This is a genomic window from Cellulosimicrobium sp. 22598 (assembly GCF_052044445.1).
GTDB lineage: Bacteria > Actinomycetota > Actinomycetes > Actinomycetales > Cellulomonadaceae > Cellulosimicrobium > Cellulosimicrobium cellulans_G.
The window spans coordinates 36,018-56,167 of the sequence record NZ_JBQEMZ010000023.1; the positions used below are offsets into that span (position 1 = coordinate 36,018).

At 77.2% G+C, this 20,150-nt stretch carries 20 protein-coding genes and 1 pseudogene; 4 read left to right on the forward strand and 17 right to left on the reverse strand.

Features of this window, described 5'->3' with window-relative positions; translation table 11 throughout:
• Positions 1-104: 104 nt before the first annotated feature.
• Positions 105-905 carry a thioesterase family protein gene (locus ACTJIY_RS18750; RefSeq protein ID WP_440675156.1) on the forward strand — a complete coding sequence of 267 codons (801 nt, stop codon included), beginning with the start codon at positions 105-107 and terminating at the stop codon, positions 903-905.
• Here the strand turns inward: ACTJIY_RS18750 and ACTJIY_RS18755 are convergent.
• The 14 genes from ACTJIY_RS18755 to ACTJIY_RS18820 form a co-directional block, all read right to left on the reverse strand.
• A complete protein-coding gene (locus tag ACTJIY_RS18755) occupies positions 892-2,205 on the reverse strand; it encodes a condensation domain-containing protein (protein ID WP_440675155.1) in 1,314 nt (437 codons plus the stop codon). The genes ACTJIY_RS18750 and ACTJIY_RS18755 overlap by 14 nt on opposite strands.
• A gap of 20 nt (positions 2,206-2,225) precedes the next feature.
• A complete protein-coding gene (locus ACTJIY_RS18760; protein ID WP_440675154.1) occupies positions 2,226-2,993 on the reverse strand; it encodes a 4'-phosphopantetheinyl transferase family protein in 768 nt (255 codons plus the stop codon).
• Complete coding sequence (locus ACTJIY_RS18765) at positions 2,990-3,763, reverse strand: HAD-IA family hydrolase (RefSeq protein WP_440675153.1); 774 nt, start codon at positions 3,761-3,763, stop codon at positions 2,990-2,992. The genes ACTJIY_RS18760 and ACTJIY_RS18765 overlap by 4 nt, the downstream gene beginning before the upstream one ends.
• Entirely contained in the window at positions 3,760-5,877 is a 2,118-nt protein-coding gene (locus ACTJIY_RS18770) for a hypothetical protein (protein ID WP_440675152.1), read from the reverse strand. The genes ACTJIY_RS18765 and ACTJIY_RS18770 overlap by 4 nt, the downstream gene beginning before the upstream one ends.
• A 53-nt stretch (positions 5,878-5,930) precedes the next feature.
• On the reverse strand, positions 5,931-7,736 hold the full coding sequence (locus tag ACTJIY_RS18775; protein WP_440675151.1) for an MATE family efflux transporter: 1,806 nt from the start codon (positions 7,734-7,736) through the stop codon (positions 5,931-5,933).
• A complete protein-coding gene (locus ACTJIY_RS18780) occupies positions 7,720-8,877 on the reverse strand; it encodes an acyl-CoA dehydrogenase family protein (protein ID WP_253051687.1) in 1,158 nt (385 codons plus the stop codon). The genes ACTJIY_RS18775 and ACTJIY_RS18780 overlap by 17 nt, the downstream gene beginning before the upstream one ends.
• Positions 8,874-9,677, reverse strand: coding sequence for an acyl-CoA dehydrogenase family protein (locus ACTJIY_RS18785; RefSeq protein WP_440675150.1), 804 nt, complete (start codon positions 9,675-9,677; stop codon positions 8,874-8,876). The genes ACTJIY_RS18780 and ACTJIY_RS18785 overlap by 4 nt, the downstream gene beginning before the upstream one ends.
• Positions 9,674-10,639, reverse strand: coding sequence for a hypothetical protein (locus ACTJIY_RS18790; protein ID WP_440675149.1), 966 nt, complete (start codon positions 10,637-10,639; stop codon positions 9,674-9,676). Before ACTJIY_RS18790 ends, ACTJIY_RS18785 begins: the two co-directional genes overlap by 4 nt.
• A 1-nt stretch (position 10,640) precedes the next feature.
• Positions 10,641-10,931, reverse strand: a complete 291-nt coding sequence (locus ACTJIY_RS18795) for an acyl carrier protein (RefSeq protein ID WP_253051684.1) — start codon at positions 10,929-10,931, stop codon at positions 10,641-10,643.
• Between the two features lie 71 nt (positions 10,932-11,002).
• Positions 11,003-12,322: a type III PLP-dependent enzyme gene (locus tag ACTJIY_RS18800; protein WP_353707010.1), complete on the reverse strand. Its 1,320-nt coding sequence runs from the start codon at positions 12,320-12,322 to the stop codon at positions 11,003-11,005.
• A complete protein-coding gene (locus ACTJIY_RS18805; RefSeq protein ID WP_440675148.1) occupies positions 12,319-13,803 on the reverse strand; it encodes a hypothetical protein in 1,485 nt (494 codons plus the stop codon). Before ACTJIY_RS18805 ends, ACTJIY_RS18800 begins: the two co-directional genes overlap by 4 nt.
• Entirely contained in the window at positions 13,800-14,774 is a 975-nt protein-coding gene (locus ACTJIY_RS18810) for a 3-oxoacyl-[acyl-carrier-protein] synthase III C-terminal domain-containing protein (protein ID WP_440675147.1), read from the reverse strand. The genes ACTJIY_RS18805 and ACTJIY_RS18810 overlap by 4 nt, the downstream gene beginning before the upstream one ends.
• Positions 14,771-15,037, reverse strand: a complete 267-nt coding sequence (locus ACTJIY_RS18815) for an acyl carrier protein (protein WP_440675146.1) — start codon at positions 15,035-15,037, stop codon at positions 14,771-14,773. The genes ACTJIY_RS18810 and ACTJIY_RS18815 overlap by 4 nt, the downstream gene beginning before the upstream one ends.
• A complete protein-coding gene (locus tag ACTJIY_RS18820) occupies positions 15,034-16,860 on the reverse strand; it encodes a fatty acyl-AMP ligase (protein WP_440675145.1) in 1,827 nt (608 codons plus the stop codon). Before ACTJIY_RS18820 ends, ACTJIY_RS18815 begins: the two co-directional genes overlap by 4 nt.
• A gap of 231 nt (positions 16,861-17,091) precedes the next feature.
• On the opposite strand from ACTJIY_RS18820, the gene ACTJIY_RS18825 reads away from it, so the two are divergent.
• Positions 17,092-17,808, forward strand: coding sequence for a helix-turn-helix transcriptional regulator (locus ACTJIY_RS18825; protein WP_353707008.1), 717 nt, complete (start codon positions 17,092-17,094; stop codon positions 17,806-17,808).
• Here ACTJIY_RS18825 and ACTJIY_RS18830 read toward each other — a convergent pair.
• On the reverse strand, positions 17,805-18,224 hold the full coding sequence (locus tag ACTJIY_RS18830) for a VOC family protein (RefSeq protein WP_205201125.1): 420 nt from the start codon (positions 18,222-18,224) through the stop codon (positions 17,805-17,807). The genes ACTJIY_RS18825 and ACTJIY_RS18830 overlap by 4 nt on opposite strands.
• A 62-nt stretch (positions 18,225-18,286) precedes the next feature.
• Here ACTJIY_RS18830 and ACTJIY_RS18835 point away from each other — a divergent pair, with 62 nt between their 5' ends.
• Positions 18,287-18,916 (forward strand): putative glycolipid-binding domain-containing protein, encoded by a 630-nt coding sequence (locus ACTJIY_RS18835; protein ID WP_353707007.1) that lies wholly within the window; start codon positions 18,287-18,289, stop codon positions 18,914-18,916.
• Positions 18,917-19,011: 95 nt separating this feature from the next.
• On the opposite strand, the gene arfB is transcribed toward ACTJIY_RS18835, so the two are convergent.
• Both arfB and ACTJIY_RS18845 read right to left on the reverse strand, forming a co-directional pair.
• The gene (gene arfB / locus ACTJIY_RS18840; RefSeq protein WP_353707006.1) at positions 19,012-19,449 is read right to left on the reverse strand and encodes an alternative ribosome rescue aminoacyl-tRNA hydrolase ArfB; all 438 of its coding nucleotides are present in this window, start codon (positions 19,447-19,449) and stop codon (positions 19,012-19,014) included.
• 102 nt (positions 19,450-19,551) lie between these two features.
• Positions 19,552-19,908, reverse strand: a complete 357-nt coding sequence (locus tag ACTJIY_RS18845; protein WP_353707005.1) for an iron chaperone — start codon at positions 19,906-19,908, stop codon at positions 19,552-19,554.
• 147 nt (positions 19,909-20,055) lie between these two features.
• On the opposite strand from ACTJIY_RS18845, the pseudogene ACTJIY_RS18850 reads away from it, so the two are divergent.
• Positions 20,056-20,150 (forward strand): annotated as a pseudogene (locus ACTJIY_RS18850) (superoxide dismutase); the annotation flags it as partial.

A 20,150-nucleotide genomic window follows, 5' to 3' on the forward strand; every position in this document is an offset into this window, starting at 1 on the left:
GACGTGTCGGTGCCGCCGACGGGCACCGGCCGCCGTCGCACCGGGGCACACTCGTGGGGTCACCCGCTCGCAGAGCCGAGCGACCACCCCCACCGAGGAGCACGATGGCGTACTTCTTCCGCACCGGCCCGACGACGTTCCGCGCGAGCCCGCACGTCGGCGGGGCGTGGCGCACCGACGAGCAGCACGTGGCGCCCGCGCTCGGGCTGCTCGCGCACGTCGTCGAGACCGACCGCGTCGCCCGGGGGCGCGACGACCTCGCGGCGTCGCGCCTCGCCTACGACATCTGGGGCGTGTTCCCGATCGGCGACGTGGAGACTCGGGTCCGCGTGGTGCGCCCGGGGCGGGGCGTGGAGCTCGTCGAGGCGACGCTCTGGTGCGCGGGGCGCTGCGCCGTCTCGCTCCGGGCGTGGCTCGTGCGGACGGGCGACACCGCCGACCTCGCCGGCGGTGCGCCGGCGCCCGTGCCGGGACCGGACCGGACGCCGCCCTGGGACCCGGCGACCTTCTGGCCCGGCGGCTTCATCGACTCCGTCGAGGTCCGCCGCACGGCCGTCGAGCCGGGGCGCGCGACGGTCTGGGTGCGCACCGACGTCCCGCTCGTCGCCGACGAGGAGGTCGGGCCGCTCGCGCGCACCGCGGGTCTGCTCGACGCCGCCAACGGCATGGCCGTGCGCGCGGACCCGCGGGAGGTCGCCTTCCCCAACGTCGACCTCACGGCCCACCTCTTCCGCGCGCCGCTGGGCGGCTGGGTCGGCCTGGACACCTCGGTCGTCTTCGGCCCCGCAGGTTCCGGCGTCACGCACAGCACGCTCCACGACGAGGACGGGCCGTTCGGGACGCTCGCGCAGGCCCTCGTCGTCCGCGCGCTCGCCACGCCGGGCGGCGCTCCTACCGGCGCGTGACCGTCCCGCCGGGGCTCCCCTCGCGCGACGCGTCGAGCACGCAGCGCTCGACGTCGCGCACGACCTGCTCCGCCGTCGCGTCGTCCACGCGCGTCGTGTCGGCGGTGAGGACCACGTCGATGCCCCCGCCCGGGGCGTCGACGAGGTGCAGCGTGAGGGTGACGCCGCCCTGCTCGTCGGACGCGTCGGCGCGCGCGAGCCGCCGCGACGGCGTGGGGCGGGCGCGCAGCGTCCGGTCGGGTCCGGTGCCGCGGCGGTCGTTGTACCAGCAGGTGCCGTCGTGGGCGGTCGACGGGTCGGCCGCGGCCTCCGCCTGGAGCCGGTCCTTGTCGTAGTACGCCGACCGGTACGCCGTCATCGCCGCACGCCAGACCCGCGCGCCCACCTCGTCGAACGGCGCGTCGAGACCGTCGACGTGCACCAGGCCCTCCATCGCCGTCGTCACGACGGCCGTCGCGAGCTCCCGGCGGAAGCGGTTGCTCACCATGACCTGCAGCGCGAGGTCGTCCCGGCCCGCAGCGGCGGCGAGCGCCCGGCACGACGCCGCGAGCAGGACGCCGGACGCGCTCGTGCGCCAGCGCGCCGCCACCCGCTCGGCCGCGGGCCCCAGGCGTCGCGACCGCAGGACCGTCTGCCGGTACCGCGGCCCCCCGTCGAGGGCCTCGGCGGGGCGCGGCGCGAAGACCTGCGTCGGGGCCGCGCGCATGGTGCGCAGGGTGCGTGCGCGCGCGGCGGCGTCGTGCCGCCGACCCTCGTCCGAGGTCTGCCAGGCCGCCTCGTCGAGCGGCGTCCACGCCTCGACGTCCGGCAGCGTGGCCGCCGCCGCGAGCGCCGTGAGGTCGCCGTCGAGCACGGGCAGCCCCCAGCCGTCGAGCGCGGTGTGCGCGACGACGAGCACGGTGTGGTGCACCGCGCCGTCCACCGTCACGAGACCGACCCGCACGGGCAGCTCGGCCGGGTAGTCGAACGCGCGGCCCCAGAGCTCGTCGCGCAGCCGCGCGCCGTGCGCGGCGACGTCCGCCACGTCGGGCACGCGCTCCTCGACGACCTCGACCGCCCCGGCCCCGCACAGCTCCTGGACGTAACCGTCCCCGCTCGGGTGGATCCGCGTGCGCAGCGAGTCGTGCCGCTCCACGAGCCCGCGCACGACGGCGGTCGCGGCCTCGGTCGGCACGGGCGCGTCGAGCGGGCCGCCCCACACGAGGTTGAACTGGTGGTCCAGCGGCTCCAGGGCGGCGAGCGCCCGCCGGATCGCCGTCTGGCCCCACGTCGCGGGTCCCGCGCCCGCTCGCCCGTTCACCTCGACACGGTGCACGACCCTCACCCCGCACCTCCCACGCCCGTACGCAGCGGGGGCGACGGATGCTCCGCGCCCCAGACCCGGGTACGGAGCGCGTGCGGCCGTGGCCCCGGCGTCGCGCAGGCCGCGACGGCACCGGCAGGTGCCGCCACGTCGCTCACCCACCACTCCTGCCCGCGCCACGGGCCGTCGTCGGCCCGCACGATCCCCGGGGTCCGCACGTCGAGCCCGAGCACGTCGAGCAGCCGTCCCCCGACCGCCTTGGCGCACGCCTCCAGCCGGGAGAACCGGCGCCACGGGTCCCCGTCCGCGTCCGACCGCGCGTCCCCCGGCACCAGGAACCGCGCGGCGAGGCGGTGGACGTCGACGCGCGGGTCGCGCACCTGCACGTCGACGCCCACGTCCGTCCCGGCGAGCGCCACGAGCGCGTGGTCGCCGCTGCGGCTGAGGTTCCACCGCTGCCCGACGACGGGGCCCGGCTTCCCGTGCGGCCCCACCTCCCAGCGCACGTCCGCGGGCGACAGGCCCGTGCGCGCCGCAAGGATCTCGCGCGCGGCGACGTGCGCGCGCACGTACCGCGCCGCGTCGGCGGGCGAGGCGAGGCGACGAGCACGGTCACGCTCCACCACGTCCAGCACCCCGGCGCCGAGCACGACGTCACCCGCCGTCGAGCACGACCTGGCTGTCGGAATGGAGCCCAGAACGACACTCATGTCGTGCTCGGCGGGGGGCGGGGTCGTGGTGACGAACCACAGCTCGACCTCGGGCTCCGGATCGACCGCGCTCATGCGACGAACTCCGGCAGGCCGTCGTCGAGCTCTTCCGGCGGCTCGTCGAGCGCTCCCTCGGCCGCGCCCCCGAACGCGCCCGTGCCGCGCGTCGTCACGACGACCTCCACCCGGCGGTCGACCGCGCGCGCGACGACCGGGCGTAGGTCCGCGACGCCGTGGTGCGCGCCGGGGACGTCGTCCGGGCCGACGGCGAGCACGGTCGCGCCCGCGCCCCGACCGGCGGCGACCCCCGCGGCGGAGTCCTCGAGGACGAGGCAGCGCCGCGGGTCGACGCCGAGCAGCCGCGCCCCCGCGAGGAAGCCCTCCGGGTCGGGCTTGCCCCGCTCCACGTCCTCCGCGCACACGAACCGCGCCGGCACGGGCAGCCCGGCGGCGGTCAGGCGCGCGAGCGCGACCTCGCGCGCCGCCGACGTCACGACCGTCCAGGCGCGCGGGTCCAGGCCGTCCAGCAGGTCCGCCGCGCCGGGCACCGCGACGACCCCCTCGGTGTCGTCGCACGAGATGCGGTGCAGCCACTCGACCTCGCGCGCGACGTCGGCGTCCGGCGCCACGAGGCGGACCACCTCGACGTCGCGGCGGCCGTGCGACGCCGCGACCACCGCGTCGCCGTCGAGCCCGAGCCGGGCCGCCCACGCGAGCGTGTGCCGCTCGATCGCGGCCGAGGAGTCGACGAGCGTCCCGTCGAGGTCGAGCAGCAGGGCAGCGCCGCGCCACGCCCACACGCCGGTCGACGCGGGCGCCGACGCACCGGTCGGGGCCGCGTTCACAGCAGCTCCACCGCGCGCGCGAGCCGCGCCTCCGCATGGAGGTCGGCGTACCGCTGCGCGAGCCCGGGCATGTGCTGCAGCCCCAGCGTGGCCGGGCTCGGCCGGCCCGGTGCGTCACCGTCCGCGCGCGCGACGACCGGCAGCACGTGCGCGGCGTCGGCGTCGACGAGCGCCACCAGGACGTCCGCCACGGTGAGGTGCGCCGCATCGGCATCGGTGAGCGTCACCAGTGCCTCCGCCACGGTGCCGTGCGCGGCGGGGGACAGGGGCGCCGTCGTGCGGTGCGGCTCGCGCGTCGTCGCGCCCGGCGGTGCGAGGACCGCCCTGCGCGCCACCCACAGCCCGCGCGAGACGTGACGCCCGCCGGGTTCGACGCCGAGGAGCCCGCGCGGCTCGACGTGCTCGCACGCGAGGATCTCGACGACGGCCCGGCCGCCCGGGCCGTCCGCGCCGTCGGGCGCCTCGCGTGCCTCGCGTGCGTCAGGCGCATCAGACGCCTCGGGTGCCAGGGGTGGCGCGGGACGGTCGGACGGGCCGGAGGGCGTCCCGCCCCCGCCCGCGGCGCCGTCGGCCCCGGCGGCACGGTCCTCGCCGGTCCCGGCGACACGGTCCTCGCCGGTCCCGGCGACCCGGTGCTCGGCGGCGCCGTCGAGGTCGACCTGCGCGGTCAGGCGCCGCACCGCGTCCTCGGCGCGCGCGCCGCACGCCGCGCAGTCGTGCACGACGACGCGCACCGGCACCGCCGGACCCGCCGCCCGGCACACGACCTCGGCGTCGCGCTCCCCGAGGAGCCGAGCGGCGGCAAGCACGGCCCGGTCGACCGCGACCCCCGCCGCGCCGTCGCGCACCCCCACCCCGCCAGCGGGTGCCGAACCCGGGGTTGTGGGCGACCCCGGCGCCGAACCCGCCCGTAGCCCCGGGTTCGACGGGGTGCCGGTCCACGACGAGCCCGTGAGCAGCGCGTCGAGGGCGAAGGCGACGAGCTCGTCGACCAGGTGTTCCGGGCGGTCGGCGGGGAGGAGGCCGGAGAGCACCCACGTCCGGACCGCGGCGGCCCGGTGCGCCGAGGCGTCGGGACCGGCCGGCGGCGGCCAGTCCGTGCGGGCGACGTCGTGGCCCAGCAGCCAGCACGCCGCGCCGAGCTCGACGAGCGCGTCGCGCGAGACCCGGCCGAGCGCCGGGGAGGCGCCCGCGACGAGCGCCGTCACGTCGTGCACGACGGCCGCCGGGTCGACGCCGAGCCACCACGACCACGCGTCCCAGCCCCAGCCGAACGGGTGCTCGAGCGGTTCGCCGGTGCCCGGACGGAGCACGCGCAGCGTGCAGCGGGAGCGTTCGAGCGTGACCGCGACCGGCCGGAGGGTCGCCGGTGAGCGCGACGGCTCGCGGTCGAGGCCGGGCCGGTCCCACGCGTCCGGGTCGACGGCGTCGCCCGCCGGGACGGTCGCGTGCCGGGCCCCGTGCGCGTCGTTGCCCGCGAGGCTCGGGCCGTCGCCGTGCTCCAGCAGGTGCGGCAGCGTCGCGACGACGGGGTAGCCCTCGCGCGCGCAGAAGGTCACGACGGCCTCGTCGTCGTCGCGCTCGTCGTCGGGCAGCGTCGCGAGGTGCGTGGCGAGACGCAGCGCGCCGTCCGCGGGGAGGACGAGTCCGAGCGTGGGCACCCACTCGTCGTGCCCGAGCGGCGCCCACGCCTGCCCGGCGACGGCCGCGGCGCGCACGAGGTAGGCGTTGCGCGGGCTGTTCCAGTTCGAGTAGAGCGCGACGGCGTGCCGGTCCCGCGCGCGCACGGCCCGCAGCACGAGCTCGGCGAACCCGGGGACCGGGGCGACGTCGTCCTGGAGCACGAGGTGGTGCGTCGCACCGGGCGCCACGGCGGCCCACGCGCGCTTCGCGGTGCGCAGCGGGCTGGGCGGGCCGTCCGGCTCGGGGTCCTCGACGACCCGCGCGTCGAGCGGCGCGCACGCCGCGACCAGGTCCGACACGTCGCCCCGCGCCGGGTGGTGCATGACGACGACGCTGAGCACGGGCTCCGAGGCCTCCGAGCCCGGGCCCCCGGCCGCCGTCCGCACGACCGCGCCCGTTCCCGGCACGTCGCGGACCGGTGCGGTGCGCACCGGGGCGGTGCGTTCCGGCGCGTCCTGTACCGGCGGCGTCGTCCCCCGCGCGGTCACGACGCGACCCCCACGGCCGCGCCGGCCTGCTCCGCCGGCTCGGCCGTCGCGCGCCGCCGGACGAGGCGCACCGCGACGGGAAGCATGACGACGAGGCCGACGACGTTCGTCACCGCGATCGTCGCGTACAGCGCGGCCGGTCCCCCGCCCGCGCGCGCGAGGACGCCGCCGACGCCGAGCGAGACGGCGTGGTAGAGCACGTTGAGGGTCACGGCGACGCGCCCGTACCCGAGCTGTTCGAGCAGGGTCAGGAGGAAGAGCACGAGCCCGACGCCCGCGTACGACGGGCCGACGACCCGCAGGTAGAGCGCCGCCTGCGCGGCGACGTCCGGGTCCGCGGAGAGCCGGCCCGCGACGAACGGCGCGGTCAGGAGGACGAGCGCCCCCACGACCACGTACACGCCCGCCACGACGACCGTGCCCGCGCGCAGCGTGCGCGGCAGCAGCCGGAGCTCGCCCGCGCCCCACTGCTGGTTCATGACGATGCTCACCGCCGCGGCGAGCCCGATCGCCGGCACGATCACGAGCGTCTGGACCGTCGCGGCACCGCCGAACCCCGCGACGACGTCCGTGCCCGACGGCCCGAGGACCCACACCATGACGAGGTTCGTCACCGTGAGGAGCAGGTAGGACAGGCCGACCGGCAGGCCGACGCCGAGGAGCAGCCCGCGCACGTCGACCCGCTCGGCGACCACACCCTCGGAGGGCGCGTCCGACGTCGACGGTTCCGCGATGTCCGGGGCGGCCGGGGGGACGGACGCCGCAGCACCCGGCCGGCCGGGCCGTGCCGTGGCCGGGGTCGGAGCCGTCGTCGTCGCGGACGACGGCGGCAGGGGCGGAGGTGGGGGCGGAGGTGGGGTCGGCGTCGTCCACGAGCCGGCGGGCAGCGCCCGGAGCACCCGTCGCCACCACGCGGCCACCCGCTGCGGCGCCGGGTGGTGGCGCAGGGCGAGGGCGCGGCGCAGCCCGGGGACGTGACCCGGCCGCGGGAGGAGGCGGGCCCGCACGAGGAGCGCCCAGGCGACGGCGGCGCCGACGAGCGTGGAGCCCGTGATCGCGACCGGGACCGCGAGCACGCCGAACCCGCCCACGAGCCCGACGAGCCACACGACGAGCACCTGGAGGCCCGCGACGAGCAGCGCCACGGTCGCCGACGCCCCGGTGCGCGCCCACCCGCGCAGCGCGGCGGCCGCGACCGCCGTCGGGACGGACAGCACGCTCGCGACCACGGTCCAGCGCGCGAACGCGACGAACTCGGCGACGAGCGGCGCGGGCACGGACAGCACGTCGGCGAGCGCCGGCGCGGCCAGGACCACCAGCAGGGCGACCCCGCCGAGCACGGCCGCACCCGCCGCCACGAACCGCCCCAGCAGCGCCGCGGTGGCCGAGGTCGGGACGTCGGCCGCGCCGCCGTCCTCGCCCGCGCCGGCCCCGCCGCCGTCCTCGGCGTCGGACCCCTCGCCCCGGCCCCGGGACCCGTGCAGGCGCGCGAAGCCGACCTGGGTCGAGACGTCGAGGCCCTCCTGGACGGCGAGGACGAGGAACGTCACGGGGATGAAGAGCGACCGGACGTAGAGCGCGTCGTCGCCCATGTGCCCCAGCAGCGCGGCGATGACGAGCTGTGCGAGCGCCCCCACGACCAGGGCCGCGCAGATCGGGGCGGCGAGGCGGACGACGCGACGGCGCAGTGCCCCGACCGTCGGCCCCGCGGACGGTGGCGGCGGCACGGGCGGCAGCGCCTCCGGTCGCGGCGAGGCGGTCGCGACCGGGGTCGCGGCCGCCTCCCTAGACGAGCTCGGCATGCCGTGCCCTGCCCTGCAACCAGCCCTGCGCGAGGGTGAGCCGCTGCACGGTCCGCGTGCCCTCCATCATCTCCAGGCCGGGCACGTCGCGGACCAGCTTGTCGAGGTACGGGTGCTCCCACCGCGCACCCGGGCCGAGCAGCGGCGGCACCGCGTGCGTGACCTCCTCGGCGAGGTCGAGGGCGGTGGCCTTGGCCGCCGCCGGCAGCGTCCCGTCCGCGGGGTCGGCGTCGGCGGCACGCGCGGCCTGGAGCACGAGAGCGCGCGCGGCGTGGAGCCGGTCGTCGAAGGTCTCCAGGCGCCACCGCTCGTCGGCGGTGAACGACGACCGCTCGGCGCGCACGTGGTCGAGCGCCGCCTGCGTGACGCCCACGGCGAGCGACGCGACGACGGGGCGCAGCCGGTTGAAGGTGCGCACGGCCCCGAGGAGACCGCGGCGCGACGGCGACAGGTGCCGCCCGAGCGTGTCCTGGGCGAGCAGCGGCACGTCGTGCAGCCGCACCTCGCCGAGCTGCACGGCGCGCATCCCGGTCGTCACGAGCGGCGCGGCGTCGAAGCCCGGCCGGTCGGTGTCGACCAGGTAGACGCCGACGCCCAGCGGGCCCGGGCGGTGCCGGGCGAACACGACGCCGAGGCTCGCGCGCGCCACGTTGCCCACGTACTTCTTGTGGCCCCGCAGCACGGGAGCGCCGTCGGCCTCGGCGACCGCGGTCTCCAGCGCCGCCGCGTCCGAGCCGCGCTCGGGCTCGGTGAGGCCGAAGAACGTCCACGTGCCCGGCTGCGCCACGCGACGGTAGAAGCGGTCGCGCTGCTCGTCGTCCGCGAGATCGTCCACGACGACCCCGGACATGGACGGCCCCGGCGCCCCGACGACGACGGACGCGTCGCCCCACGCGAGCGCCTCGGCCACGACCACGCGCTCCACGCACGTGCGCACGTGCACCGGCACGCCCCGCACACGCAGCGGGTCGTCGAGGTAGCCGGGCGGGAACCCGCCGAGCTGCCGGTACGGCAGGGCGCCGGAGTCCAGGAGCACCTGGAGCGCGGCGGGGTCGGCGTCGATCGCGAGGGCGTGCTCGCGGAGCGCGGCGCCCACGGGCCGCAGGTGGTCGCGCAGCGCGACGAGGTCGACGGTGCTCATGCGTCCTGGCCCTCCCGGCCGTGGGGTGTCTCGGTGTCGCGGCCCGGCAGCGTCCCGCTCGCGTGGCCGAGCAGGTCGATCGTGCGCGCGAGCCGCGCGGCGTCGCCGTCGACGTACCCCGACGCGCCGAACAGGTTGTGGACGGCACGCGACGAGCGGTCGAGGACCGTGGTGACGCGCGCGAGCGACGTCCCGGAGACCGCGGGCCCGCGGTCGGGCGACCCGGCGGCGGCGTCCCCCGCCGCGACCCCGCCCAGGAGCGCCTGCGCCTCGAGGTGCGCGAGCGCCGCGTCCGCGAGCACGAGGCGGACGGGCGGCAGGTTCACCGTCGCCGTACCGCCGACCGTGCGGCCCCGCAGGCGTTCCACGGCCCGGTCCGTCAGGCGCTCGCACAGCCCGGTCCGGACCCACGCGACCCCGACTCGCCAGGCGGCGTCGGCCGCGCGGGCCGCGGCGCCCCCGTCGGTGGCGGGTGCGGCAGGTCCGGGTTCCCGGGCTGCGGGCGCGACCGACCCGGGTGCCACGGCGGCGCGGGGCGCCCGCCACACGCGCAGCGTGCCGACGTCAGACGCCACCTCGCCGACCCGCGCCCACCCGTCCGGCGGCGGGACGTCGTCGGGCAGCAGGACGCACTCGCCCGGCAGCGCCGCGACGGGCAGCAGACCCCCGAGCGCGGTGAGCGCCGCGACCGCGCCACGTTCGCGCGCGACGGCGCGGAGGTCGGTGGGGCCGTCCACGGTGCCCTCCTCGGGCAGCACGCCCGCCCCGACGGGGGCGGGGGCGACGACGTCCGTGCTCACGCGAGCACCGCCTCTCGGGACAGGTCGTCGACGTCCGGGGACGCCTCGACGGGACGCGGGCCGAGGACGAGGGAGCAGCGGTAGCCCAGCTCGAGGCACCGCTCGTGCAGCACGACCGGTGCGTCGGGGACGTCGTCGCACGCGGCGAGGACCTCCCAGACGCCCGTCGCCGCCGCGCCCGGGTCGGCGCGCAGCACCACGCCGTCGAGATCGGGTACGTCGCCCGGGTCCATGTCGACGCCGAGCACGACGCGCCGGGCGCCCGGTGCCGGGGCGCTCTCCCCGGCCGACGCGGGAGCACCGTCGCGGGACGACTCCGCCGCGTCCGGCCGGGGGCCGCGCGGCGCACGCGCGACCGACAGCGCCTCGACCGGCCGGCCCGCGCCGCCGTGGCCCACGACGAGCGCGACGACCCGGTCGCGCGCGGGGACACGCGTCGCCGTCGGGGGCAGCGTGCACTGCTCCAGGACGAGGACCAGGGCGTCGCCCCCGAGCCCGGTGCCCGTGGGGCCGCCGTGCGCGAGCTCCTCGTGCGCGAGGCGCAGCGCCGTGAACGGTCCGGCCAGCCCTTGCTCGGTCACGCAGAACGTGTACGGCCGGTCGTCGAACAGGTCGGCGACGAACCCGCCGAGCAGGCGCTCGTGCTGCAGGTCCGGGGTGGTGACGACGAGGACGACGAGGCGCACGTCGTCGAGCAGGCCCCGGTCGCCCAGCGCGGCGCGCGCCGCGCGGATCATCGTCGGGTAGTCCCGCCCCGGGCCGCTCTCGAGCCAGTCGGTCGGCTGGTCCTCGCCGTACACGTACCGCAGGTCCTCGGCGACCGACCGGCGCGTCCCGTCCCCGACCGGGACGAGGTCGTCGACCGGGACGTCCACGACGCCGCGCACGCGCAGGGCGGCGCCGCCGGGTCCCGTCCAGGACGCCGGGCCGGACGACGACCCGCTGCTGCCCCCGAGCGTCACGTCAGTTCCGGGTCGAGTGCTCGACGACGAAGTCCGTCAGCGAGCCCACGGTCTCGAGGTGGTGCTGCTCGAGCGACTCCGGGTCGACCTCCATGTCGAGCGAGTCCTCGAGAGCCATGAGCAGGCCGAGGACGCTCGTCGAGTCGAGGTCGAGGTCGTCGAACAGGCGGGTCGCGTCCGTGACGTCGGGCAGCGGCCGCCCGAGGACGCTCGACAGCGCCTCGACGACCGCGCCGACGACGCGCTCGCGGCCGAGGGCCTCCTGGGACTCGGTGTTCGTGCTGGTGCTCACGATGTTCCTCCGGGTGGTGGGTCGGGCGCCCGCGGGAGCGGGTGGCGGGTCGCGGCCGGTCGGCCGGCGGGTCAGGGGGCGGCGACGGCCTCGGCGGGGGCGACGCGCGCGCCGAGGTCGTGGAAGACCTGGCGGGACAGGAGGTCGTCGGGCGTGTCCGCGTGCCGCACGAGGAACGACTCGTCGCCGAGCGTCAGCACCTCCGCGGGGTAGCCGTGGCTGAGGAAGTGCACGGGCGACGCCGTCGCGCCGTACGCGCCGGAGCGGTCGACGGCGACGAGGTCGCCGGCCGCGAGGTCCGCCGGGAGCGGGACGGCCTTGCCGATCGTGTCGTTGGGCGTGCACAGCGGACCCGTGACGTTCCACGGCACGTCCTCCGCGCCGGTCGCCGGGCCCACCTTGCGCATCGGGAAGTTGCGCTTGACGAACGAGCCGATGCCGACCGCCGCCATGTGGTGGTTGGTCCCGCCGTCGGCGACGGCGAACCGCTCGCCCATCGACTCCTTCACGTAGCGCACGCGTGCGACGTACGTGCCGCACAGCGCCACGAGGTAGCGCCCCAGCTCCATGACGAGGTCGGTCGCGGGGTGCCGCTGCACGAACGCCTCGACCACGGGGTTGAGCGCCGCGGTGAGGACCTCGACGTCGAGGTCGCGCTCGCGCTCGAAGTACGCCACGCCCAGGCCCCCGCCGACGTCCACGAGCTCGAGCGGGAAGCCGAGCCGGTCCGCGAGGCGCTCCGCGAGCTCGAAGATGCGCGTCGTGTTCTCGACGATCGTGCCCTCGTCGAGGATGCGCGTGCCCATGTACACCTGGACCCCGACGACGCGGGCCGTCGTGAGCCCGGCGCACAGGTCCGGCGCGTCGAGGAGCTGCTGCTCGTCGATGCCGAACTGGCGCGGCTTGCCGCCCATCGTGAGCCCGGAGCCCTTGACGGAGAACGACGGGTTGACGCGCAGCACCACGCGCGCGGCGCGCCCCGTCGCGCGCGCGAGCTCGTCCACCAGCGCGAGCTCCGGCAGCGACTCGACGATGATCGCGCGCACGCCCGAGTTGAGGCACGCGACGAGCTCGTCGCGGCTCTTGCCGGGGCCGAGGAACAGGACGTCCTGCGGCTCGACGCCGGCCGCGAGCGCCGTGCGCAGCTCGGTGAGCGACGACACCTCGGCGTTCGCGCCGAGCGAGTGCAGCAGCCCGCAGATGCTGACGTTCGGGTTCGCCTTGAGCGAGTAGAAGATCCCGAGAGCGGGGTGCAGCCGCTCGCGCAGCGCGCGGTAGTTCGCGGCGAGCACGTCGCCGTCGTACACGTACACGGGCGTGCCGAACTCCTCCGCGACCGCGGCGAGGTCCGCGCTCCCGGGCGTCGTCGGCCGGCTCGGGGTCGTGGTCATCGGGGGTCTCCTTCGGTCGGGGTCGCGGCCGTCGGCGCCGGGCGCCGGGCGGTCCGTTCCGTCAGCCGCTCCGTCACGGCGCGGTCGAGGCGGGTGAGGGCGTCCTCGTCGGGCGCGACGAGGAGGCCGTGCAGCCGGCCGGCGAACGTGCCGCCCGAGGCCGCGGCGGGCGCGCCGGCGTTGACCGTGCCCGTCCCCTGGACGACGAGCCCCGCCTGCCCGGCCGCGCCCGGGAGCAGGTCGCCGAGGGCGTCGTGGAGCGCCGCGAACGACAGCGGGGCGTCGAGCACGAGCGGGTACTGGCGCGCGAGCGCGACCCACCCGTCCGGCTGGAACCGCTCCTGGAGCGGCACGGTGTACGTGGACATGTTGCTGCGCGCGTTGATCTCCAGGACCGGCAGCAGCGACCCGTCCGTGCGCACGAGCGCGTCGACCCCGACGAGACCGTGGAACCCGTCGGCGGCGAGGCGCGCCCCGAGCCGGGACGACAGCTCGGCCAGCGCGTCGACCTGCGCCGCGGGCAGGCGCGACGGGATGCGGTGGCCCTTGTGGACCCCGCCCTCGGTGATCGCCTCCTTGACGAAGTCGAACGCGACCGAGCCGTCCTGCGCGACGGTGAAGTGGTAGTTGAGGTCGGTCGCCTTGTCCGCCCAGACCTCCACGACGACGGCGAGGCGGTCGTCGCCCGAGCGCGCGGCCCGGCGCGTGACCATGCGCACGAGCTGGTCGAGGCGACGCGGGTCGTCGACGACGAGGATCCCCTTGCCGGAGACGCCGTACGCGTCCTTGACGCCCACGGTCGCGCCGTCCGCGACGAGCCGCGCCGCCTCGGCGCACGCGCGCTCGAAGTCCTCGACGGTCCGGCACGCCCAGCCGCGCGCCTGCTCGATCCCGAGCTCGTCGCACAGCCCGCGGCTGTAGACCTTGCTGTTGACGGCCTTGGTCGTGGCGGCGTCGGTGAGCACCGAGCGCAGGCCGGTGGCGGCCGCGAGGTCCTCCTCCGCCGACGACGTCCCGTGCGCGAGGAGGCGCACGCCGTCCGCCGCGAGGTCGCCCAGGCGAGCGAGCAGGGCGGGCGAGTCGAGCGCGTCGAGCGTGACGGTGCGCAGCGGGTCGCTCGACTCGGCGACGTGCACGGTCGGGAGCCCGACGCCGAGCGCGTCCAGGTGGGCGAGGTGGTCCGGGTCGGGCTCGGCCTTGAGCACGACGTGGTCGTCCGGCCCGGCGAGGAGCAGCGCGAGCTCGTCCATGCGGTTGACGAGCGCGGCCGTCGCCGACGCGCCCCCGACCGAGGGCAGGCCGACCTCGCCGACCGCCCACGCGTCCTCGACCTCGAAGTTCCCGAGCAGCACGAGCGGCGCGTCGGGCGCGCCTGCGAGCGCGCGCTTGGTCCGCGCGAGGAACGGCTCGGGAGGGGCCCCCGTCAGGGCGTCCGGGGCAGCGTCCTGGGCGGCGGCCTCCGCCACCTGCTCGACCGTCATGCGGGCTCCTCCGTCTCGTGGGGCGCGTAGCGCAGGACCATGGCGGAGAACGTCGCGCCCAGCCCGACCGCCACCATGAGGAACGGGTCGCCGGGGCGCAGCCGGCCCTCGGCGCGCGCGGCGGCGTAGCCGATGAACGAGTCGGCGCCGAAGCAGTGGCCCGTCACCGGCACGTCGTCGAGCCGGACGCGCGCGATCGGCAGCCCGAGGCGCGAGCACAGGCGCCGCCACGACACGCGGTTCACGTTGTGCGGCAGGACGAGCGCGAGGTCGTCCAGCGTCAGGCCCGCGCGCTCGACGGCCTCGACCACGACCTCCGCGAGCACCTCGGTGTACGCGACGCCGAACGGCGCGGCCAGGTCCTCCGGGAGCGGGACCTGGTGGTACTCGCCCAGGGTGCGCGTCGCGTAGGAGAGGACGGGGCTGCCCGCGCGCGCCGAGACCCCGGTCGGGTCGGCCCCGACGAGGACGGCCGCGGTGCCCTCGCCCATGATGGTCGTGCCCTCGATGAGCCGGGAGCCGGGGCTGAACGCCTTCTCCCCGGTGAGGACGAGCGCGAGCGCGTCCGGGTCGCCGTCGGCTGCGAGCAGGCGCCCCGCGACGTCGACCGCGAGCAGCGCGGACGCGCACGCGTGCTGGGTGAGGGTCCACACGACCGCGTGGTCGAGCCCGAGGCGGTCCGCGGCGTCGTGCAGGGGGTTGACCCCGACCGGGGCGACGGTCGCGATGGTCCGCGCGCCCAGCACGTACCGGACGCGGTGCTCGTTCCCCGCGAGGCCGGGCACGGCGCGCGCCGCGGCGACGAGCAGGTCGGTGAGGCTCTCGTCCGGCGCCGTGCACACCTCGCGCAGCCCGAAGAACCGCTCGAACACGCCCAGTTCGAGATGGTCGAGCCCCAGCTCGTCCGCCAGGTCGCGGATGGGCACGCGCGTCGCGGGGACGTGCGCGCCGACGTCGACGAGGGTCGTCATGCCGCCGTCCCGGGGACGTCCACGACGCTGCGCAGGTGCTCGGCGAGCGCCCGGGGCGTCGGGTTGTCGACGACGGCCTCCGGGTCCAGGTCGACGCCCAGCGCGTCCTCCAGGTCGCCCAGCAGCGCCAGGACCTGGACCGAGCCGAGCCCGAGCCCGGCGAGGTCGCCCGCCGGGTCGACGTCTGCGGGCGCGACGCCCAGGGCGGCGGCGACGTGCCGCAGCACGAGGTCGTCGAGAGCGTCGGGCAGCGGTGCGGTCATGAGCGGGTCCCTGCGAGCTCGGTGCGCGCGCGGTCGCGGGACGCGCGCAGGGAGTGGAGCGCGGCGAGGTCGCCCGCGCCGTGCAGGTCGCGCGCCCGACCGCGCTGGATCTTGCCGCTCGTGGTCCGCGGCACCTGGCCGGGACGGACGAGGACGACGTCGTGCACGCCGGCGCCCGAGACGGACGCCAGGTGGGAGGCCATCTGGCGCACCACGGCGTCGAGCTCGTCCTCGGCGCTCGCGCCGTCGAGCCGCGCGCCCGGCGTGGGGCGGAACTCCTGTACCGCGCACAGCGTGCCCGGCAGGCCCTCCGCCTCGAACACCGCGCCCGGACGGCCCTCGGCCCCGGGGTGCAGGCGGCGCAGCTCGCGCTCGAGGTCGTAGGGGTACAGGTTGCGCCCCGCGACGATGAGGAGCTCCTTGATCCGGCCCGTGACGACGAGCTGGCCGCCGTGCAGCGCGCCGAGGTCGCCGGTCCGCAGCCACGGGCCGGTGCCGTCGGCCGCGACCGCGCCGAACGTCTCGGCCGTCGCGCCCGCCGCCGCGTCGCCCCAGTACCCGGCCGCGACGGTCCCGCCGCGCAGCCAGACCTCCCCGACCGCGCCGTCGGGCACCTCGACGCCCTGGTCGTCGACGAGGCGCAGCTCCACGCCGCTCGGCAGGCCGCAGCACACGAGCCGCGCGCCCGGGACGCTGCCCCGGCCCTGCGCCGCGGCGTCCGGGAGCGCGGAGAGGAACGACGCCTCCTCGAGCACGACCAGGCGGCCGTCGGCGAGCGCCGCCTCGTCCGCGGTGATGACGAGCGGGAGCCGGCGGTCCGGGTACGTCGCCGTCAGCGTCGCCTCCGCGAGGCCGTACCCCGGGCCGTGCGCCGAGCCGCGGAAGCCCACGGGCTCGAACCGGCGCGTGAAGGCGTCCAGGACGGCGGGATCCACCGGCTCGGCCCCGCCGAGCGCCCAGCGCAGGCGGGTGAGGTCGAGCTCGGCGAGCTGGTCGTCGCGCACGCGCCGCGCGCACTGGTCGTAGCCGAAGTTCGGCGAGGCCGTGACGGTCGCGCCGGTCTCGGTGATCGCGGAGAGCCAGCGGACGGGGCGCTTGAGGAAGGCCGTGGAGGGGACGATGACGGCCGTCGCGCCGAGGCCCAGGGGGACGAGCAGCATCCCGACGAGGCCGAAGTCGTGGTACCCCGGCAGCCAGCTGCAGAAGACGTCCTCCGGGACGAGGCCGAGGGTCGTCGAGAAGGCGTCGTGGTGGTGCAGGACGTTCGCGTGCGTGACGACGACGCCCTTGGGGCTGCTCGTGGACCCGGAGGTGTACTGCAGGAACGCGACGTCCTGCGGGCCCGGGCGGCCGCGCCGGGACGGGCCGCCCGTGGCGCCGTCGACCACGGTCACGACGACGGGGCCGCCGTCGGCGCGCCGCAGCGGCTCGGCCCACTCGGTGGTCTCGCTCGCGGCGGTCGGGTCGACGAGCACGACGGCGGCGTCGCAGTCGACGAGCATGCCGCGCACGCGCTCGCGCTGGTACGCCTGCCCGCCCGGGAGCGGTGACGGGACGGGGATCAGGCCCGCGTAGAAGCAGGCCACGATCCCGACGACGAAGGACGCGGTCGCCGAGTAGAGCACGAGGGCGCGGTCGCCCTGCTCGTGCCGGTCCGCGAGGTCGGCCGCGAGCGCCGCCGCCTGCGCGTCGAGCTCGGCGTAGGTCAGGGTGCGCCGCTCGCCCACCTCCGGCACGACGACGACCGCCGCGTGGTCCGGCCGCTCGCGTGCGTGCTCGTGGACGAGGTCCACGAGGGTCAGGTCGTCCGGCTGCGCGCCCATGTGGCCCCCTCCGTCACCGGCGCCGGGACCGTCCCGGCACGTAGGACGCCGGGCAGCACGAAGCCCGACCCGGCGGTCCGGGGGAAGCCTGGCAGCGGAAGGCCGCGGTGTAAACAAATCCGACGTGTCCGGAAGAGGACAAATGCCCGCTGACCTCCCCGTTCGTCACACAGGTCCGACCGCCGGGACGGCCCTCTGCACGCCGAGGGAGGTCGGCTAGAGTCCCACCGTGTGACGTCGACGGAGCGAGACCCGGCCCTCGGCGCCAGGCACTCCGCGCGGGCCGTCGCGCTGCGCCGCGCCCGCGACGTCCTCGTGCTCGACTCCGGCGTCGGAGCGGCCCCGGAGCCCTTGTGGACACGGGTGCGCGAACGGGCGCGCCGCGACGCCCGCGTCCGTGTCGTGACGGTCGAGCCACCCGAGCCGCCGAGAGACGGGGCGCTCGACGACACCGCCCCGGACGGCGGCGCCGTCCCCGACGGACCGCTCGTCGGCACGCCGCCCGCTGCGGACCACCCGGGCCCGGACGCCCCCGAGGCCGAGCGCGACGACGAGTTCGACGACGGCCCCGGCGTCGAGCACCGCGTGGCACCGGCGCTGCCCCTGACCCTCGTCGCCCTCGACGACACGGTCGTGCTCGTCGCCCGCCCGGACCGCACGCGCGCCGTGACCGACCGGGACGCCGTCCGCGCGCTCCGGGCCCTCGCCGAGGCCGAGTGGGACCGGGCGCGGGCGGCCGACGACGCGCTGGCCCCGAGCGAGGACACGCTCCTGCGGCTCCTCGCCGAGGGCAAGACGGACACCGCCGTCGCCGCGCGGCTCGGGGTGTCCCCGCGGACGGTCCGCCGTCACGCCGCCGGGCTCATGGGGCGCCTCGGCGCGACGAGCCGGTTCGAGGCCGGGGCCCGGGCAGCCCAGCGCGGCTGGATCCGGATCACCGACCGCTAACGGGCTGCGGCCGCCGCGAGCTCGGCGTCGCTGCGCAGGATGCAGAACTCGTTGCCTTCCGGGTCGGCGAGCACGACCCAGCCCCCGCCGTCGGGCGTGCGCCGGTCCGCGACCTGCGTCGCCCCGAGCGCGAGCACGCGCTCGACCTCCTCCTCGCGCGTGCGGTCCGTGGGCCGCAGGTCGAGGTGGACGCGGTTCTTCAGCTCCTTGTCGTCGGGCACCTCGACGAACAGGACGTGCCCGCGGCTCTCGGCGGGCGTCGTCGCGTCCGCCGGCGGGATGATCATGCACTCCTCGTGGCCGGGGAGGTTGGGGTCGCCGGGCACGTCGGTGTACCCGAGGACCTGGGCCCAGAAGACGGACTGCGCGTAGGAGTCGCGCGCGTCGAACGTGGTGTGGGAGATGCGAGAGGTCATGGGCGCGACCCTGCCACGCCCTCGCCGCGCGGGCACCGCCTTTTCGTCCGAGACTGGCGCGCGTGAGCGCATCGACGAGGCACGTCGTGTGGTCCGGCTGGGACGACGACCCGGACCGCCTGGAGGCCGCGACCGTCACCGTGCGCGACGACCGGCTGGCGGCGCTCGGCACGTCGCGCGCGGCGGCGTACGCGACCGCGTGGGCGCTGCGCACCGGTCCCGGCTGGGTGACCGAGCACCTCGACGTCTCCGTGCGCGGGCTCGGGTGGTCGCGCCACCTCGACCTCCTCCGGACGCCCGACGGCGCGTGGCGCGACGACGTGCGCGAGTCGGGGACGCCGCCGTCGGGCCTCGCCGCGCCGGGGATCGCCGACCCGGCCTCGCTCGACGGCGCGCTCGACTGCGACATCGCGCTGTGCCCCGTCACCAACACGATGCCGATCCTGCGCCTCGGGCTGCTCGGCGACCGCCCGCCGGCGGGCGAGACGCGCCTGGTCATGGCGTGGGTCGACCTGCCGTCCCTGGCGGTCCTGCGCAGTGACCAGGTCTACGCCGCGCGCGAGCCGCTCGACCCCATGACCGGTCAGGGCGTCGTCACGTACACGAGCGCCACGCGCGACTTCACGGCAGACCTCACCGTCGACGCCGACGGCCTGGTGCTGGAATACCCGCACCTGGCCCGCCGCCTCTAGCCCTCCGGCCTCCCGCCGAACACGACACGGGGGTCGTTCTCCGGCCCTTTCCGTCCGTCAGGTCGTGCTCGACGGCGGGTGACGTCGTGCTCGGCTCAGTCCTGCGGCAAGCGACGCAGGCGCTTGACCTCGGTCCGCCGCTTCTTGGCGCCGATCCGGCGCTCCACCGAACCGCGCGTGGGCCGCGTCGCGCGGCGCGGCGGCCCGGGCGGGGCGACGGCGTCGGCCAGCAGGGCGGCGAGGCGCACCCGGGCGGCCTCGCGGTTGCGCCGCTGCTCGCGGTGCTCCGACGCGGCGACGGTGACGACGCCGCCGACCACCCGCCTGCCGAGACGGTCCAGCACCCGGACGCGCTGGGACTCCGTGAGCACCGCCGACCGCGCGACGTCCCACGACAGCTCGACGCGCGAGTCGGTCGTGTTGACGCCCTGCCCGCCGGGCCCGGACGACCGCGAGAACCGCCACGACAGCTCCGCCTCGGGGACGACCAGGGTGGTCGTCACGCGCAGGCCGGGACGGGCGTCGTCGGGCATCCGTCCATCGTGCCCGACGGCGGCCGTGCGGCCCAGGGGATTCGGTCGCGACCCGCGCGCGGAGGCGGGCGACGGCGGCGACGGCGGGCGACTGCCCGGCGGTCAGCGGTCGAGCTGCGCGTCGATCTCCGCGACGCGGGCCGCGACGAGGTCGCGGACGACGTCGTCGGGAAGCGGATGGTCGCTGGAGAACCGGACCGTCCCCTTCGCGTGCGAGTACCCGTCCAGCCGCGCGTCGACGGCTGTCACCGCGGCCGGGCTGAACGGGTAGACCGCGAGGTGCTTCGCCGAGGCCATCGCGCTGAGCAGCGCCTTGCCGCGGTAGAGCAGGGCGGGCATGCCGTAGCTCGTGCCCTCGGTGGCGTCCGGGACGACGCCGCGCGCGACCTCGACGACGCGCGCGAGCGTCGCGCGGTCCGGCTCGTCCACGCCGCCCAGGTAGTCGGTGACGGTCCCCATCCGGTCATCGTCCCGCCGTCGGCGCTGGGCCGCTCGGCGAGCGGGACCGCACGTCCGACCTGCAAGATCACAGTGCGCCCACCTTGACCTCAACCGTGGTCGAGGTCCTAGCGTGGCTGCATACCGACGGAAGGAACCTGAGGAACCATGCCTGTCTACACTCTCCCCGAGCTGTCCTACGACTACGGTGCGCTCGAGCCGCACATCTCCGGGCGGATCATGGAGCTGCACCACTCCAAGCA